Raw genomic sequence first — 19,223 nt, 5'->3', positions numbered from 1 at the left:
TCAACTATAATCGCTGGCTCATATTTTTTACCATCATGTCTTTCCAAGTTCTGAAATCTCCTGCTAAGATATGTTTTCTTGCTTCACGAACCAACCACATATAGAAACCTAAATTGTGAATTGTAGCAATTTGTTTTCCTAAATATTCGTTGGCAGCAAACAAGTGACGCAGATAGGCTTTGGTGTATTCGGTATCTACAAACGTATGTCCCATTTCATCAAGCGGCGAAAAATCGGCTTCCCATTTTTTATTTTTGATGTTGATTGTTCCGTTGGCTGTAAATAACATTCCGTTTCGTGCATTTCGTGTAGGCATTACGCAATCGAACATATCGATTCCAAGTGCTATATTTTCTAGAATGTTTATCGGTGTTCCAACGCCCATCAAATAACGTGGTTTGTCTTTCGGAAGAATTTCACAAACAACTTCGGTCATAGCGTACATTTCTTCGGCTGGTTCACCTACTGAAAGTCCACCGATAGCATTTCCCTGTTGTCCTGCGTTGGCAATATATTCGGCAGATTGCTGACGTAAATCTTTATAGGTACTTCCTTGAACTATTGGAAAAAAAGTTTGGTCATAACCATATTTTGTTGGCACTTTTTCAAGATGACTGATGCATCTATCCAACCAACGATGTGTCATCTTCATCGATTTTTGTGCGTAGCGGTAATCACATGGATAAGGTGTACACTCATCGAACGCCATGATGATATCGGCACCAATGGTACGCTGGATTTCCATTACATTCTCCGGAGTAAAAACATGGTAAGAGCCGTCGATATGTGATTTGAATTTTACGCCTTCTTCTTTAATTTTTCGGTTAGCCGAAAGCGAATACACTTGATAGCCGCCGGAATCTGTTAGGATATTTCTATCCCAATTCATGAATTTATGTAGGCCACCAGCTTGTTCTAAAATGGCTGTTTGTGGACGCAGGTATAAATGATAGGTATTTCCAAGAATAATATCGGGATTGATTTCTTCTTTTAGTTCACGCTGATGAACCCCTTTTACAGAGGCTACAGTACCAACAGGCATAAATATTGGGGTTTCAATTACACCGTGATCAGTGGTAATACTTCCGGCACGTGCTTTTGAATTAGGGTCATTCGCTAGTAAGTCAAATTTCATTTTCTTCTTTTATTCAGTGGGCAAAGATAAAAGAATTAGCTCTTCGTCTGCGCCCAGGGTCACAAAAAAAAGGATTTATTTAACATAAAGATTTGACTGAAAGCATTCAGTGTTATGTATAAAATGCTGATTTGAAAATTACTTATTTGTAAGTTCAAATTCTTTTAACACTTCGGCTATATTCTGTTTGAATTCCTGAAAATTGTGTCTTTTGATAAGACATGAAACACCTAAATCGGAACAATATTGAAGTAATTTTTTTGGATAAGCTCCTGAAACCATAACAATTGGAATGTCTTTCAAATCTTCCGATTTTTTTATTATCTCCAAAATTTCCTCTCCGTTAAGCACTGGCATGTGAATATCCAGAAAAATAAAATCGGGCTTTTCAGCCTGAATTTCCAAAGTCAACAGCATTTTTCGTCCATCGGAAAACACTTTTACATTATGCCCCAATTCTTCAGCAATTTCTCTAAAGATGCCTAAATCATCGTAATCATCGTCTAAATAATAAATAGTTTTTACCTTTTTCATATCATAGATTTTATGGCAACAAGTTACTTGTCTTTTCGCCAAAATAAATTATAAGATATTAGCCTATTCTTATATAATTTTAATCCAAATTTTATATTATTGATAACCGTTTAATAACTAATTTATAAAACTTTTGCCATTGGTAAAAATTAGAATTACTTTTGTCGACATTAAATTTTAACTACAAAAAATGTCTAATACACAACAACTTCAAGATTTTTCAACACAAGTTAGAAGAGACATTCTTCGCATGGTTCATGCCGTAAATTCAGGTCATCCGGGAGGTTCTCTAGGCTGTACTGAATTTTTTACTGCATTGTACCAACAGCTTTTAGAAAGAAAGCCCGGCTTCAATATGGATGGCATTGGCGAGGATTTATTTTTCTTGTCTAATGGCCATATTTCGCCGGTATTCTACAGCGTTTTAGCTCGTAGTGGTTATTTCCCTGTAGCAGAATTAGCAACGTTTAGAAAACTTAATTCGCGTTTGCAAGGTCATCCAACTACACATGATGGATTGCCTGGAGTTCGTATGGCTTCGGGTTCTTTGGGACAAGGGATGTCGGTTGCTATTGGTGCTGCACAAGCTAAAAAGCTAAACGGTGACAAGCATTTAATTTATTCACTTCATGGTGATGGTGAATTACAGGAAGGTCAAAACTGGGAAGCTATTATGTATGCTTCAGCAAAAAAAATTGATAATTTGATTGCAACCATCGACTTAAATGGACAACAAATTGACGGTTCAACTGATGATGTTTTGAATTTAGGAAATTTGAAAACCAAGTTCGAAGCCTTTGATTGGGATGTTTTAGAAATCAAAGAAGGAAACAACATTGATGCTATCATCAAAGGAATGACCGAAGCAAAAAGCAGAACCGGAAAAGGAAAACCGGTTTGTGTATTGTTACATACCGTAATGGGCAATGGTGTTGATTTTATGATGCACACACATGCATGGCACGGAAAAGCTCCAAACAATGAGCAATTAGCTGTTGGATTAGCACAAAATGCTGAGACTTTAGGAGATTATTAAAAATGAAGTTATCGTATCTCTTTATTTTTTTTTTAATATCTAACATTAGTTCTTCTCAAGATAAATTCAGTTATTATTTTGACAGTATGACTGTTCAGCAAATAAGTGATTACAAAAATAATTTTGATGATGAATTTATCTTCTTAAGAAATTCAAAGGACTCTACTTATAGTTTGACTGTCAGAATTGGAAAAATAAAAAAAGAAGCCTCACTAATTGATGACAAAAAGAAATGGTTAGTACGATTTGATATAGATTTTGACTATCAACAGCTTGAAGATTTAAACAAATTAACCAATAATATGCTTTACACTAATTTTCGACCCCGCAGAAGAGGTAAAGTATATAAAAACTTTGTAGAAGACTTTAAATTTGAAAAGGATACGATTAACAACGAAACTATAGTTCACCTAAAGCGTTTTAAAAATAAAAAGAAAAAAAAAATAATCTGGGACCATTACTATTTTTTCGGGAAAAGAAATAACGTTTATGACACCAAAAAGAATTCGATTAAAAACTATTTGAATGCTAAATATAATCTTGATTTAAATACGTTTAACCTTGAAAAGGTATATCATTTGGAAGATGGTAAACTAGCCATAAAAACAGAAGAAATAAAACAAGAGTCAATAGATTTTAATTTTAGCTTTAAAACTGATGCAGTTTTCCCCCAAATAATATTTCGCTAACATAATTTTGAATTAACAATAATGAAAAAATATACAAATACAGGAAGTAAAGATACCCGTTCAGGTTTTGGTGCAGGAATGACCGAATTGGGACAAAAAAATGAAAATGTTGTAGCACTTTGTGCCGACTTAATTGGTTCGTTAAAATTTGACGAATTCAAGAAAAACCATCCGGAGCGTTTTTTCCAGGTTGGAATTGCAGAAGCAAACATGATTGGAATTGCAGCCGGTTTAACTATTGGTGGCAAAATTCCATTTACAGGAACATTTGCAAATTTTTCTACCGGAAGAGTTTATGACCAAATTCGTCAATCGGTTGCCTATTCAGATAAGAATGTAAAAATTTGTGCTTCGCATGCCGGATTAACTTTAGGAGAAGATGGAGCAACGCACCAAATTTTGGAAGATATTGGCTTGATGAAAATGTTACCCGGAATGACCGTAATCAATACTTGCGATTACAATCAGACCAAAGCAGCAACCCTTGCCTTAGCAGATCATCACGGTCCGGCTTATTTGCGCTTTGGCCGTCCGGTTGTGCCTAACTTTACTCCAGCTGATGAACCTTTTGTAATCGGAAAAGCGATTATGCTTAACGAAGGAACAGATGTAACGATTATTGCCACTGGACATTTGGTTTGGGAAGCATTACTTGCAGCTGAAGCATTGGAAGCTAAAGGAATTTCGGCAGAAGTTATCAATATCCATACTATTAAACCTTTGGATGATACTGCGATTTTGAAATCGGTAGCAAAAACAGGTTGTGTAGTTACAGCTGAAGAGCATAATTTCCTTGGTGGTTTAGGTGAAAGCGTGGCTAGAGTTTTAGCTTTGAATAATCCAAAACCACAAGAATTTGTGGCGGTAAACGATAGCTTTGGCGAAAGCGGCACACCTGAACAATTGATGGAAAAATACAAGTTAAACAATCAAGCAATTGTGGAAGCTGTAGAAAGAGTAATTAAAAGAAAATAATTCTCTGACACATATAAAAAAATCCCGTTCAAATTGAGCGGGATTTTTTGTATTCTATTGGTCAGAAAACTTGGGCTTGGCTGTAGCGTCAAGATATCTTCTTACTCTTGTTGGGTCAGTAAAATCGGCAGGATTGTCTGAAGTTGGGTATCCTAAAGCATTGTTTGGCCCGGTAAACTTTCTTGGAACCCCTTTCCTTTCATCTACATAAGGTGTTGAAGGATCGTCCACAGCTGCCCCTTCATAAGGATAATAACGAACCCTTAGCTGAGGATCGCTTGGATTCACATACTTGATTTCGCTTATGGTAGTATAGAAATCACCATCATCATCTGTATCCAGAAAATCAGGAATAAAGTCACCATCTGTATCATCCGGATTTACTACATCTTCTCCCATATTATAAACATATCCATCAGGAACTCCATTAATTACTGTAACTGTTCCATCACTATTTACAATTGAAGTTGCTAAATCTTCCTGATACGAATAAATCCCATCAGCATCCTGATCCATTCTTTGAACTTCATACAATTTGAAACTAAATATAAGTGGAGAATAGGCAGGAATTCCTCCTGTTGAAGTACCAAAATAGCCTAATCCTGAAGGAATAAACATAACTCCGGCTCCAAAATCAAAATAAGATGTTGTTCCATCAGGATTTCCTAAATAGCTTCCGGTTTTGAACAATGGAAAAATTTCGCTCCAACCTCTAATAACACCCGTTAAACTAAAATAGGTTTGTGGATTGATTGATTCTTCAAACTCACTAGATTTTATTGTTGTAGTTGTGACTGGTGGAGTTCCTTCGGTTACAGTATTACTATAAATATATTCTCCTCTATAAGAGGTTAATACTCTATCTACATTGCAAGGTGATTTACTGGTTGGACCGGAACCTTGTCTTAATTGGATATAATAAATTTTATAAGTAACATCGTCATCGTTTTGTTTAACAGTTATGTATCGTGTTAGTATTGGATATGTTGTCTGATCCCAAATTGAGGTTTGTGTCCCTCCTTCCGGAATTAATGTAAAAGTAACATCCTGATCGTTTGTCGCTCCCGGATTATTAACAACTTCCATATAATGGGTATGCATAAAGGTTTCGATACTGGTTATATCTTTTTCATATTGCTCTGTAAAATCGCGAAGAGGTTCTGCTGAATTATTATCGTTTTTAGAGCATGACACTACAGTTAAACCTAAAGTAAAAAGAAATATAATTTTGAAAAAATTATTCATTATTGTTTGAATTTTAAGCCCGCAAGATACAATATTGATTTATTTTTGTGAACAATTTAACGTTGATTTTGGAAAAAAAATGAGAGTAGATAAATATTTATGGTGTGTACGTTATTATAAAACCAGAAACATGGTTACAGAAGCTTGCCGTAAAAATCAGATCACAGTTAATGGTCAAGTGGCAAAGCCGTCAAAAGAGGTTTTCCCTATGGACAAAATTACATTTAGAAAAGACCAGATTACCTATATAATAAGTGTTTTAGACATTCCACAAAATCGTGTTGGAGCTAAGCTGGTTGATATCTATCGGAAAGATGAAACGCCACCAGAAACTTTTGCTCATCTCGAATTACTTAAACTTTCCAAAGAACATTATCGCAAAACAGGAACAGGAAGACCAACAAAAAAAGACAGGAGAGATTTAGATGATCTCGAGTTTGAAACAGATTCAACAGACTTATAAAAGTTTTTTACTTACAAAAAAAAAGACCTTCGATTTCTCGAAGGTCTTTTACATTTATTAATTAGTTAATTATCTTTTAACTACTCTTACCGTTTGTACGCTATCATCTTGTGATACAACCACGTTGTAAACACCGCTTGGGTAACGCTCTCCGATAGTTGCAGTTTCTAAATCAGACACTCTAACATCACGTTGCTCAACCAATCTACCAATCATATCGTAAACTTTCAAGTTTACTGATGATTGACTTGACGATTTAACATCAATCATGAAGTTATTTGCAAATGGATTAGGATATGCAACCGCTTTAAATGTATCTGCCAATGCTGTTTTTAATGCAAGAGGCGTTGTTACACTACATGTTTTTCCATACGGAGTATAGTTTCCAAATAGATTAATAGATACTTCTACATTATAAGTTGTATCCGGAGTTAATCCAGTAAACTGACTTAAAGTGAAAGTAGTTGAAGCCGTATCAATGAATTGTGAATAGTTAACATCTCCATAAATATCATATCCAGTTAATAATACTCTATACGAAGTAGCTCCTGGGTAAGGAATTATATGGATTGCCTGAGAACTACTTGTAGCTACCAATTCACAATCAGCTAAAGTAAGCGATGTTGTTGGTGCTGCTGGTGTAAATATAGAACAAACTTGTCCATATTGTGACCAAGCTTCAAATCCTGCTAATTTCACACGTATTTGTACATCAACTTTGTACTCTGTCTCATAAAGTAATGGCAAACCAGGAACCATAGACAAGTTAAAGTTAGGCACTGAACGCTCTAATAAGTAATATGTAGTAGGCGCACTTGCAAGAGCCACTCTGAAACGATACAAGTTAGTAGAACTTACCGAATTCGCATTGATATTAGAGTTTAAGGCTGCTAACGTAGCACCACACTGAGCAGTTACAACTTTAGTAGTTTGAACACTTGCAGTTGTAAGTGAACAAGTATTTCCGAAGAATCCTTGAACGTTACCATTCAAGATAACTGCCACTCTGATAGTGAATGTAGTACCATAAGAATAGATGCTCGTATCGGTCAATTTAAACATAGATTGAACAGTGTCAACATAAGCAACTTCACCTGTAGCCGTATTAGTAACTTCAAAACGGTAACCGGTTGTAGTATATCCTGGTACACTTACGTTTCCAGCCTGAATTTGATTATTCAAACCATGATTAACAGTACCACACTGAGTTGCGGTTATATTCGCAATAACAGGTATATAAGCAATTTGGAACGATTTAGGAATACCAATACATCCGTTAGCTACCGGAGTAACTGTTACTGTAGCTGGTACAGTGGTTGGGATAAATGATGGGATTGCAGAAACTCCATAAACATCAGCCAATCCTGCAGCAGCTCCTCCTGTAATATTGAAGGTTACACCACTTGGCGTTCCGGCCAATGGTATAGTAGCAGTAGCAAAACCGCTATATAAAGCCATATTGTTTAATGTTGTAGTTACTGTAGGTGTTGGATGAACAATAACAGTAGCAACTCCTCCTTGTGCTTGAGAACAAGTAGTTGAACTAGAATCCTGAACACTCACCAAAGTATATTCGAATGTTCCAGCTGTACCGGTAGGTACAGCAATTGTTGCTGTTGCACCTGAACCTGACGATACTATTGTCTGATTAAGACCTCCATTTAATTTATACGTAAAAGTATATGGTGCCAATCCAACAGCACCTGTAAAGGTAATTGAAGGAGATGCATCATTTTGACATACTTGCGTAGTACCTGCTATTGTAGCAGTTGGTAATGGATTTACAGTAATCGTTGCCGATACAACGCCACCTGAAACTCCACCATAAACCGGAGTAACATAAATAGTAGCAGAACCTGGTTGTGTAACAAATGCCGGGATTGCAGTCAATCCTGTTCCATTAGACAATCCGATATTATCTCCAACTACCTGTAAGTCAAACGTTACCCCAGTAAGCGATATTGGAGTGTATGTTAATGGTATCTCACTTGTTGTAATACCTTGACAATACGTTTGATTAGCAACCTGATCAGCAGTTACTGCTAAAACAGTAATGTTATACGTTACAGAAGGTCCTGTACATCCATTCGCTTTTGGTGTAACAGTTACTGTTGCAGTTCCTGTTAATGGAGTAAATGATGGAATTTCTGTAGAAACTGTTTGGTTAATTAATCCAACGCTTGCACCACCACTAATATCAAAGGTTACACCTGATGGTGTTCCACTTAAAGGAATACTCGCTGTTGCAAGACCGTTATAATATAATTGGTTTGCAATTGCCGCAACAGTTGGGGTTGGGTGAATAGTATACGTAACAGGAGTTCTACAAGTTGTGCTTCCTGAGCAAGCAGCATAAAAAGTAGTAGTTCCAGGAGTACTTGTATTTGCCAAACCAGAGTTTAATACTCCAACCGGATTAAACGACGAACCTGTTCCAATAGATGTGCCACCGGAAGCAGCGGTAAACCATACAATATTACCAGTTGATAAAACTGACACACCTCCGCCAACCGGTGGGGTTACTGCCCAAGTGTAAGCAATATCACTAGTTAATTCACTAAAAGTTGTTGAATATAAAGTATAAACTACACCAGCCGTTAAATTAGCTACAAGTTGTGGATTAAGGTCAGGACCAGCATCGTCGTCAGCTACTATAAAAGTACCTGTAGCACAACTACCCGGTGTAAACGCACCAGTTGTTATATAAGCCATTGTATCAAATGTACTTGACATTGCAAAAGTATAAGTACCTGTTACTTGCACAGTAAATGTTTTAGCTTGATAACCTCTTGAAGTAGTACTAAAACTACATGTAGTACCAGTAATTGGTCTAGGTGCTTGCGGATCACTTGTTGTGAAAGTACCATTAAGAGCAGCAGCACCACCCGTAAAATCAATACAGTTTGCAGCTGTAGCCGCTAAAGCAGTACCTGCTTCATTTTGGCATGAATTGGCAGGAGTAACAGTAATTCCTGCAAGTGGCTGTATAACCACAGCAACACTTCCTTCTGGTCCCCAACATCCTGCAGCAGATTGGGCTCTGAAATAATAGGTTCCAGAAGATGTAATTGACTCTGAAGTACTAGCAATTGTAGTAGAAGTTCCTCCGGAAGTTGTTCCTTGGAAATAAATTGTACCATCACCACCATTACTGGCAGTTATCGAAGTAACACTACAGAAAGTTCCTGCACCTGATGCTGTAACAGCTGCTGGTGCAGGGTTAACTGTTAATGCATAGGAAGTACTTGATACAGTTGTACAACCGATAACATCTACAGTATAACTTCCGCTATCTGATGGAGTTGTATTAGTTAATGTTAAAGTATCAGTTCCTGCACTAGCATTTGTTAAAGGAATAAGCACACCATCTTTACGCCATCTGTAAGTTATAGGCGTTGAACTAGTAGCAATTACATTAAATGATACACTATCACCATTACAAATCGTTTGTGGTGCCGGTACCGTAAGAATAGTTGGTGGAGTAGAATCCACATTTACTTGAACTGTTGTAGTAGCCGAGCAACCAGAAGCTGAAGTAGCCGTTAAAGTATACTCTGTAGTAACTGTTGGATTAACATTGACAATGGCTGTGTTAGCGCTAAATCCACCAGCACTGCTCCAAACATATGTTGCGGTTGGTATTGAAGGTGAGTACAAAAAGGTTTGACCTGTAGCTGGCACTATTGAACCTCCAAAAGTGACGCTACTGGTATTAGACACACCCGCTGTAGTTGCTGCCCATGATGTTGTACTTGTTCTATTCACGTAATTAGCATTAGTAACACCACGCAATCCAACTTGAACTGTAGATGTAGTTGTACCTGATGTAATTGCATTACCATAAACAAAAGCAACACTATTAGAAGTCTCATTTAATACAATCTGAAAATCTAAAGTTCTTAGAGTTACATTGTAAGGACGCATTTTGGTATATTGAATAACCAACTTTCTATTAGGACTAGAACCCAATACTTCATAACTTATTTTTCCGGAAGCTACTTGATAAGTTCTTCCTGTCCCAGTAGAAGTACAGTTGGCTGATAAAGTCACAGTTGTAGGTGTAGTAGAAACTACAGTAGCACCAGTAGGTACACCTGTTCCTGAAACTATAGCACCAACAACAAAACCTGATGTATTTCCAGTTGTGATGGTCAAAACAGGAGAACCATTTGTACCACTTCCAGTCGCTGCGTATCCACCATTTAAATCATTTCCAAATGCAGATAATGCCGCATCATATACATTTGTACTTCCTATAGGTCCATAAGTACCAGTAGAAGGAGGATTTGCACCAAAAGATACAAAACCATTAGTATTTACATATAAATTAGATCCTGAATTATAAGTTGTTCCTCCAAATTTAAACCCAAATGGCAAAGCCAAAGTATAATTTACATCGTCTAAAGCACCAGCTGGAGTACCTGAAGTCACAGTTTGTGTGGCTAAAACAGTAGCTGCTGCTGTTAATGGTGTATAAGTACCACTACTTGCACTAAAAGTATATTGTGTTGGAAGAGTAGTATTTGGAACAGCTAAATCAACCGATCCTGCTAATGTAACCTGTGTTGATGGACAAACAATTCCACTATTTGTTGAAGCGATGGCAACAATAGAATCTCCTTTAGTAACCGTCGCAGTTGCTACATTTGTACAACCATGAGAATCTGTTCCTGAAACAGTGTAAATCGTCGTAGCCGCAGGACTAACAGTAATTGACGTACCAGTTGTGGTAGTAAATCCTGGGGCTGTCCATGAATAGCTTCCAATATCACTTCCGCTTGCAGTTAAGATTACTGGTGAACCACTAGGTGTACAATAACTTGTTGCAGAAGGCGAAACGGAAATTGTTGGTCTAATTACAGAAATAACACCTTCACTTGATGAAATTCCTGAACAAGGACTAACTGACGTTATAAATGCTTTATAATAATAATTACCTATAGGTGTAGCTGATGTAGTAGCAACACTCAATTGATATTGTCCAGCTAAAGGATTTGAACTTGAATAAGTCGCTCCGGCTGGCACACCATTAGTTACAGGACTGTAACTAGCATCTGAAGCACCTGCCGTTGTAGCATATTTCCAAACAATACTTTGAACAACTCCAGAGGTAGTAATCGATAATACTGTTGGTGATGCAGGAGCCGGTACTTGACAAACCGGTGGTATTGCAACAGCTGACAAGTTAGTTATAATCTCAACCGGACTGTTTATATTTAATGAAGCCGATTGACTAATTATAGGCAAAATATTAACAGCACTAACACCAAATCTAACTCTAAATCTATAGTTATTTGCTGTACTGGCATTTATACCCGATATCATAAGGGTTTTATAATCTCTCACACTTCCCACTAATGGAAACTCAAATGTTAAGCCTGGTACAGCTGTCGTATTCGGACCGGTGTATCCACTAGATATAAGATTACCATTGGTTAAGTATAAAGGAATAACCGTGGTAGTTGCAAAATTGTTTGTACTTACCTCCCACTGCACTCTCAATATTGTTCCCGTACCATTAGTAACCACATTAAATTGTGGAAGTGGACTAGTAGGAGCTGGTAAACAAAGTACCAAGTCCTGAGGATTAGTCTCAATACCAACAGGTGAAACAGTTAATGTTGCAGAACTGGAAACCAATGGAGCACAAGGTGACAACGGTGTTAAGATGCATCTATAAACAGTGTTGTTTAGTGCAGAGCTTGCATTAGAAACCGTTAACGTATTTGTAGTAACTCCACTATAATTAGAAGAATTTAATACATTACTCCATGTACCCGTAGGATCAAAATCAGGTGCGGATGGTGTCGTAGAAGTTCTTATTTGCCATTGATATGTATATGGAACCGGAACTGGTAATAGTGTTCCTGCTACTGTGAAAGTAGCGCCAAAAGTAGTAGCGGTAATTTGATTCGTAGGCTGTTGTGTAATACTTCCTTGGTTATTTACAGTAACAAGTACTGAAACTGGAGCTGAAGAACATGCAGGAGTAGTAGTGTTACTTGTAGCCACAACTTGATAAGTGGTATCAACTGTAGGATTAACCGAAACAGATTGTCCCGATAACCCTCCTGTCCAACTATACGAATTGTCTTCTGCAGTTACTGCACTTAGTATTCCCGAAGAACCATTACAAATAGTAATTGGAGCTACTGTAAATGTTGGTAAAGGCGTTACTCCAAGGGTAGTTTCTCCCGGAGTTGTACATCCTAAAGAAGTTACCGAAGCTCTGTAAGTTGTAGAAAGAGTTGATGTTGCATAAACAACGCTTGCAAAATCACCAGGATTATAAAGCGTATTTAAACCAGAATCTATATACAATGAAGATGCAGGTACAGTTGTCCATACATAATTTGTGGTAGTATTACCTCCAGTAGCTTCTAATCTAACTGTTGAACCGTAGCAAACAGATCCATTTTGAAGTAATGAACCAGATGCCGGAGTTGATGGAGTAACTACTACTGCACTAGGATAAGGATTAACTGTTACAGTAACCGGAACAGCAACTGTTTGACAATTATTACTATCAGTCCCGAAAACACTATAGGTAGTTGTTGAGGTTGGTGAAGCGGTAACACTAGATCCTGATGTAGCTGACAAACCATCTACAGGTGACCATGTATAACTGTTGATTGTTCCTGTTAAAGCAGATGCTGTTAATACTGTAGAACCACCTGTACATATTGCAACATTAGGAGATACACTTATAGTACCCGGAATGTTAACACCTACAGCTACCGGAGTTGAAGGTACAGCAGTACCTGAACAAGAAGTAACGTTACATAAGTACAGTGAGGGAACTGTTGGTGAAACAGTAAGTGTTGCCGAAGTTGCTGAAGCAACATCAGTATAGTTTGCACCACCATCTGTAGACACTTGCCATTGATATGTTAATCCGGTAGTACTACCAATACTGTTTACAGCACCAGTTAAACTCAAATCAACACTAGAACCTAAACAAACCGCTGGAACACTAGCAACAGCTACAGTTGAAGGTGCAGTAGTACTAAGTACATTAATTGTTATCTGAGTAGAACCTAATGGATTTGTACAACCAGTTGTTGTATTTGTATAAGACAAGTTGTAATCTGTCGTTTGAGTTGGATTAACATTTTGAGTAAACAAGTTAGTACCTGTTCTTGGAGGAGCAAATGCTACAAAGTTACCACCTGTAGTACTATCTCTATAAGTCCAAGTCGTAGTATAATCATTAGGTGGTGTAAAGCGATACGCAAAAGGGTTTATGATTGGATTATTTGCAGTAGCAGCAGTACCCGATTGATATGCCAATGTTCCTATGGTTCCTGTACTATTATTAACTCCTACTAATTTATTAGTAGTTTGATTTGATGAAGAGGTAACATGAACCTCAATAACTCCAGTAGTTTCATAGAAAATAGCCTGAGCAGTAGATACATTAGGAGATGAAAACTGTCTTACAGCTTCGTAGCTCACAACGAATTTTCTGTTTGGAGAAGTTCCTTCTGTCCAGTATCTAACTGTTCCACCATCTTCAATATCATTATCCATTGCTAAAACAGCGACCATGTTAAGTGGTTCAGTTGTGCTTGGAAGAGTTGAAAAACTAAAATCTCCTAAACCAGTAGAACCAGAGTTAAAAGCTCCAAATTGAAGCGTAGCGTTGGTTCCTATATTTATAGTACTATAATTAGTCCCAAAAAAGTTAAAATCAAACCCAAAAGGAATTGCAGGCCATCCACCATCATCTAAAGGAGGGAAAGAAGTAGTAGTTTGTGCAGGTACTAATGCCACTCCACCTGTTGCCAAAACTACTGATGAAGGTGGTGGTGTTAATGCAGCAAAAGGAATAGAACTACTTTGGAAAGATCCTGAAGATAAATTCGATGTAATAGTTGCAGTACCACCCGGACAAATGCCATCAGGAGCGGTTAAAGTAGTAGTTGGTAATGGAAATACACTAATTGTGTAATCTACTGTAATTGGTGCACAAGCACCATTAGTAACTGGCGTACCTATAACTCTAAAGATTGAAGTAGCAGTAACTGAATAATTTAATATGCCGCCAACAGCAGAAACAATAGTTCCGGTAAGTGGATTTAAACTTGACCAAGAATATGTCATCAATGGATCGTTTGAAGATGCTGTTATAACACCACTTCCTCCTGTTCCACAATAAGTTGAATCTCCTGTAGGAGTAACAACAAGTGTAGGTGGTGCATCTACAGTAACTGTGACAGCTGTTCTTGCGCTTTCACAAATTCCATTTGCTTCTGACACATAAAATGTAGTAGTACCATTCACAACAGATGTAAAAGTAGTTGATGTACTGCTTTGTAAAGCTGTAGATGTACTGTTGTCAGCATACCATTTAAATGTTGGCGTTGGCAATCCAGAAGTTGAAGTTAAAATGGCAGTAGGAATACCCGAACCACATTGAGTTGAACCAAGCGAGCTAGGCGGTGTAGGAACGGTAGTAATAACAACCGGTAAAGTTGATGCCTGAGCATTACACCCTGTTAAATTAGCAATCGTTGCGGTATAAGTTGCAGTAGTCGTTGGATTAATTGTTATATTATTTCCAGAATAAGAAGAACCATTACTTCCTGCCCAACTTACTGATGTAATAGCAGGGTTTATAACAAATATAAACTTCGGGCGACTAGTTCCAGTTGTTGTGGTACCAAAATCACTTGCTACCGATAAAGGACAGAATGAAGCAGGAAGCGTATTGTCTTTTTGTCCAGATGCAGTACAAGTAAAACCTACTGTATCAACTTTTACAGTTGTACCAGTTGTTGAACTAGCAACTGGATTTTTAGACCAACAAAAGGATAAAACTATATTTGATGTTCCGTCCCAATTAAAAGGAGTGCTAAAAGTTAAAGTATTTATGCCAACTGTTGTAGCATAAGTACCATTAGTTCCTCCACCAGTATACACTTCAGTTAATCCAGTAGTTATTAGAGGAAAAGCTGCAGTAGTTGCAGTAGTGTTCCCAATACTTAAAGTAAATCCTTGGTAACCATTGAAAGCCGTTGTAGCTTCAAATGCAACTGAAGTGATATTTCCAGCAATTTGTCCTAAAGCTGTTAACTCAGATGCTCTAATAATATATTGTGTTTTATGACCTCCCCAAGTACCCGAGAACATAGAAGCTCCAGCTGAACTTGAAGTAGAGGCTCCAGCTCCTAAAACAGCTGGCGTATTGTTTAATGTTGCAGTCAATACAGTTGTACCAGCAGCACCACAAATCTGAGAATTAGAAGCACTAGCAGTAGCAGTAATTCCAGTCAATGGTTCGTCTTTATAAGATGTTCCTGTCGCACTAGCGATAATATTATTTGTATCAGTAGCAGTAACTGACCACGCAACTGTTGCATTAACAGGACTAACCGTTGGAATAACTCCTGTCCAATCATTTCCACTACTATTAGTCATTGCAACTGGGGCTTGAGCTACTCCATTTACTGAATAGTTAATGCTTACTCCTGATACAGGTGCTGCACCTGGAGTGGCTGTTACCGTTACTATTCTAGCAACATTTGTACACTGATTTCCAGTTGGGCTAATAGCCAAATTAGTTAATGCTGGTGGACTAGCTTTTGTAGCCATAGCAAAGAAACCACCTATATTTGTTGTTACCGGTGGCGATACCGATGTAATAGATGTACCCGTTACTGTAGGGGTTGTGCCTCCAAATAATCCATAAGTAAATCCACCATCTGAACTAAATCCTATAGCATTAGCAACTCCTGGAGTATCTGACAACCTTACTAATGTTCCCGTAAGGTTACTATTAGGGTCATTAAGAATAACAAACCAACTTCTGTTTGTGTTTATTGAACTGACTAATCCAGTACCTACACCACCTGTATTATTATCATAAACAGTAGCTCTAACAGTAACATTAGTTCCTGCAATTGTCGTTGGATTAACCAAAGCAAAAGGATTATAGCTTCCAAAACCTATTGGAAAATTATAAGTTGTCCCGGTTGCTAGACCTGATGCTAAAGTTCTATATAAATCTCCTTTAACGTAAGAAGTAGCTGAACCCCCAACAATAGCATTTTCCGTTGGATTAGCAATCGTTAATACAGATCCGGAGTTAACCAATATTCCATTCGTTAAAGTCAAAATACCAGAAGTTCCCAGCGTTCTTGGCGCATTAAGCTGAACTGTGTTGTTTGGAGAAGCAGCAGTGTTATTAATTGTTAATGAAACTGGTCCATTAACTGCTGGGAATTCTATTGGACTTATTGTTTGTGCCGCTGTGGTACTATTATAAGTCAAAACAGAACTAGCCCCATAAGTTAAAACAGCTCCCGATAAATTTCCATTAGAAATTGTTAAGTTTCTAACTGAAAAATCGGCAGTAAGATTAACTCCGGCTGCATTATTAACTCTTGCGTTAATAGCATTAGTACCGTGTGAACCTGTTACTAAAGTAAACGTTTGAGCACTTGTCCCGGAAAAATCTAACAAGCCACCTGTATTAGTTTGTAGCAAAGTACTAGGAGCGTTTTGAATAAAGTTGCCTAAAACTCTTAAGGTAGAAGCTCCACCTTGGGCAATGTCAAAAGTACCGCCGTTAATAGTAACATTTCCATTAACTATTAAAGTTCCTGTTGAAGAAGCTACTTCAAAAATACCCGAAGTAAGCGTTAAATTTCCTTGAACAGTTAATGTCCCTGAAGTTAATGCTCTAAATCTACCTGTACCTGTAGCTGAAATAGTCAAATTCCCTTTTACAACACCAGTTGTAGAGGTTGTAAACATACTCATAGTTCCAGATGCTGAACTACAGTTATAGGTTACATTACCATAAGACTGAGAAGCATTCGTCATTGAAGTAGCAGAAGTAATTCCCGATATTAACAAATTCGAAGTAGTGCCCCAAGTAGCTGATGGTATTGTGATACCAGTAGTAGCTCCAGTAATATTGTAGGTAGATCCATTGGCAAAAGACAATGTTGCTGTCGAACCACCAAAATAATTTCCAGTTCCAACAATAGTATTATTTACAGTTCCTGTTACTGTAACCAATGTTCCTGTACCTCCGACACTTGAAAAAGTATTTGAAGTACTACCTCCTAAGTTTAAAATACCGGCAATAGAACCCGTATTTCCAATTCCGGTAAAAGCAATGGCAACTGCAAAATTTGGAGAAGTTCCTGAAGCATTCAAATTCAAAGTACTTCCAGATTCTAATACAAAATCATCACCAGGGCTTCCTGATATTGTCAATGTTCTGACAGCGGAATTACCGATTAATGATAAGTTGGTGTTACTGGTAATTTTTAATTGTCCAATAGTATAGGATGCAGCATCAACTAGAATAGACATAGTACCACCTGCTACAGTACCGGCACCATCGACAATTAATATATCAGTGGTCAGAGGTGTAGATCGTGTGGAACCTGAACCGTCAGCTTGTGTATTCCAGTTTGCAGCAGTGGACCATAGATTTCCTGAAGTTCCTACCCAGTAATAGGTTGCAGAAGCAGTTGTTGCTTGAGAACTAGAAACTCCAGTACTTATACCAGCCTCAACAATGGCTTGAACCTTATAGAAATAAGTAGTACCCGGTGTTAAACCAGTTTGAGCAGAAGTATAAGCTGTTCCAGTTGTTCCAGAAGTTGTTGTAGCGACAGAAGTAGTAACCACATTTTGAGTAAATCCTGCATCTGTGGCTCTGGTTATTATAAACCCAGCCTCATTTGTAGCACTGTCAACAAAATTTACAGTAGTGGTTGATGTCGTAACGGCAGAAAAAGTCAAAGCCGTTACATCACCGGAAACACTGGTGAAATTAGGAGTAAATCGAAGCACTCTTCTTACACCATCGGCAGCAGAGTATAAATTAGTAATATTTCCTAAAGCATAAGAATTTGTTGTTGGCGAACCAGCCAAAACAAAAGTTGGATTAGTAGCAGCTACGGATGAAACTACATTGTAACCTGCAGTTGTAGCCGTATTGCTTGAAGATATAAATGTTGACCTTGAAGTAGATGCATTAGTTACCATCCCTCCATATATGTATTCTATAACACCTGTAGTTTCATAAAGCCAAACTTGCATATTAGCTACTTGTGTAGCTGATGAAGAAAAAGGGATTTTGAAATTTTTCCATTGCACCTTTAGAATTCTATTTCCAGGTGTTCCGGTAACAACATAACTTACAGGATCTAAGTCTCCGGCCAAACCAGAAGAGTTATCTCCAGCCATAGGTGCAAAGTAAGCAACCCCTGCTGAAGTTGAAGTAACCGCTCCACCACTAATTGCTGTAGAACCTAACCTCATTTGACCGTTACTTGTAACAGAAAACTGAGTATATGGTGTACCCATGAAAAAAAAGGTAAATCCAATATTCGTTACAGCTGAAGCATTATCATCGTTGTAACCAGTAGTCATACCTCCCGTACCTGCAAGTGATGTTGCACCTGTCATAGGGTCTAAAGTCCCTGAGAGATCGGTAGAATAACTATAATTAGCAAGACTCTGTCCCCACGATTTCTGACCAGTAGCCAAAGAAAGCAGGACGACAAGCATTACCAACCAGGAAAGGCCTTTACCTTTCAAAGAAGCATTAGAAGAAAATCCTTCTATAACTTCATTACCCTTTGTGAGTTGCGTTTTTGAACGTAAACTCAATTTAGTGTAGTTGTTCATCATAATATAAAAATTGGGTTAAATAAGTTTTGTGAATGTATATATATTGTTAATTATATGTAAAATTTAAAATCAATTTTTCGATGAAGTACATGTATCATCGTTAAACACTAGTCCGTTTTTCTTTTTTCTTACAGTTTTATAAATGACAAACGAAGAAAAACTTCATTAATCAATTGAAAACAAGTAACAAAACACTTCATTTTAGGCGCTTTAATTTTGATATTTAGAACTTTTGCAAGGCAAGTTAAATATCCCCCAACAAAGTGCTTAATATCTCCCAAAATCAAGAACATTTACTAAGTTTTTTTCTTATTCCGGATTTTCTCAATTTTATAAAAATCAGGAAAATTGAAATAATAAAAAGAACAAAACACTCAAATAAAATAAACTATTTTATCTGATGTGAGTTTTCACATTTGTAAGAAATCATAATAGAATACCAATAACAAAAAAAGGCACCAAACCCTAAAATGAATTTGGTGTCTTTTCTAT

At 37.4% G+C, this 19,223-nt stretch carries 8 protein-coding genes; 4 read left to right on the top strand and 4 right to left on the bottom strand.

Translation table 11 applies throughout. From position 1 onward, the window contains the following. Positions 1–4: 4 nt before the first annotated feature. Together tgt and L1S35_RS11220 are read right to left on the bottom strand one after the other, a co-directional pair. On the bottom strand, positions 5–1,135 hold the full coding sequence (tgt, locus tag L1S35_RS11225; RefSeq protein ID WP_236400708.1) for a tRNA guanosine(34) transglycosylase Tgt: 1,131 nt from the start codon (positions 1,133–1,135) through the stop codon (positions 5–7). Between the two features lie 138 nt (positions 1,136–1,273). Next, a complete protein-coding gene (locus tag L1S35_RS11220) occupies positions 1,274–1,669 on the bottom strand; it encodes a response regulator (protein WP_236400706.1) in 396 nt (131 codons plus the stop codon). 190 nt (positions 1,670–1,859) lie between these two features. Here L1S35_RS11220 and L1S35_RS11215 point away from each other — a divergent pair, with 190 nt between their 5' ends. The 3 genes from L1S35_RS11215 to L1S35_RS11205 are packed head-to-tail and all read left to right on the top strand — an operon-like array spanning position 1,860 to position 4,369. Then, the gene (locus L1S35_RS11215; RefSeq protein WP_236400704.1) at positions 1,860–2,705 is read left to right on the top strand and encodes a transketolase; all 846 of its coding nucleotides are present in this window, start codon (positions 1,860–1,862) and stop codon (positions 2,703–2,705) included. A 2-nt stretch (positions 2,706–2,707) separates the two neighbouring features. Then, a complete protein-coding gene (locus L1S35_RS11210; protein WP_236400703.1) occupies positions 2,708–3,394 on the top strand; it encodes a hypothetical protein in 687 nt (228 codons plus the stop codon). A 21-nt stretch (positions 3,395–3,415) separates the two neighbouring features. Then, positions 3,416–4,369 (top strand): transketolase family protein, encoded by a 954-nt coding sequence (locus L1S35_RS11205; protein ID WP_236400701.1) that lies wholly within the window; start codon positions 3,416–3,418, stop codon positions 4,367–4,369. 54 nt (positions 4,370–4,423) lie between these two features. Here the strand turns inward: L1S35_RS11205 and bamM are convergent, their stop codons facing one another. After that, positions 4,424–5,614: a BamM family beta-barrel-assembly machinery protein gene (gene bamM, locus L1S35_RS11200; protein WP_236400699.1), complete on the bottom strand. Its 1,191-nt coding sequence runs from the start codon at positions 5,612–5,614 to the stop codon at positions 4,424–4,426. Between the two features lie 79 nt (positions 5,615–5,693). On the opposite strand from bamM, the gene L1S35_RS11195 reads away from it, so the two are divergent. Then, on the top strand, positions 5,694–6,077 hold the full coding sequence (locus L1S35_RS11195; protein ID WP_236400697.1) for an RNA-binding S4 domain-containing protein: 384 nt from the start codon (positions 5,694–5,696) through the stop codon (positions 6,075–6,077). 69 nt (positions 6,078–6,146) lie between these two features. Here L1S35_RS11195 and L1S35_RS11190 read toward each other — a convergent pair whose 3' ends face one another. Next, entirely contained in the window at positions 6,147–18,731 is a 12,585-nt protein-coding gene (locus tag L1S35_RS11190) for an NIDO-like domain-containing protein (RefSeq protein WP_236400695.1), read from the bottom strand. Between the last annotated feature and the right edge of the window lie 492 nt (positions 18,732–19,223).

This window comes from Flavobacterium anseongense, assembly GCF_021608185.1.
Lineage (GTDB): Bacteria > Bacteroidota > Bacteroidia > Flavobacteriales > Flavobacteriaceae > Flavobacterium > Flavobacterium anseongense.
Note: the sequence above shows the minus strand (reverse complement) of the source record. Positions and strands in the feature narration are given on the sequence as shown.

Excerpts from the sequence above, each read along its gene's own strand:
- tgt (WP_236400708.1), bottom strand. The coding sequence starts at position 1,135 with ATGAAATTTGACTTACTAGCGAATGACCCTAATTCAAAAGCACGTGCC.
- L1S35_RS11220 (WP_236400706.1), bottom strand. The coding sequence starts at position 1,669 with ATGAAAAAGGTAAAAACTATTTATTATTTAGACGATGATTACGATGAT.
- L1S35_RS11215 (WP_236400704.1), top strand. The coding sequence starts at position 1,860 with ATGTCTAATACACAACAACTTCAAGATTTTTCAACACAAGTTAGAAGA.
- L1S35_RS11210 (WP_236400703.1), top strand. The coding sequence starts at position 2,708 with ATGAAGTTATCGTATCTCTTTATTTTTTTTTTAATATCTAACATTAGT.
- L1S35_RS11205 (WP_236400701.1), top strand. The coding sequence starts at position 3,416 with ATGAAAAAATATACAAATACAGGAAGTAAAGATACCCGTTCAGGTTTT.
- bamM (WP_236400699.1), bottom strand. The coding sequence starts at position 5,614 with ATGAATAATTTTTTCAAAATTATATTTCTTTTTACTTTAGGTTTAACT.
- L1S35_RS11195 (WP_236400697.1), top strand. The coding sequence starts at position 5,694 with ATGAGAGTAGATAAATATTTATGGTGTGTACGTTATTATAAAACCAGA.
- L1S35_RS11190 (WP_236400695.1), bottom strand. The coding sequence starts at position 18,731 with ATGATGAACAACTACACTAAATTGAGTTTACGTTCAAAAACGCAACTC.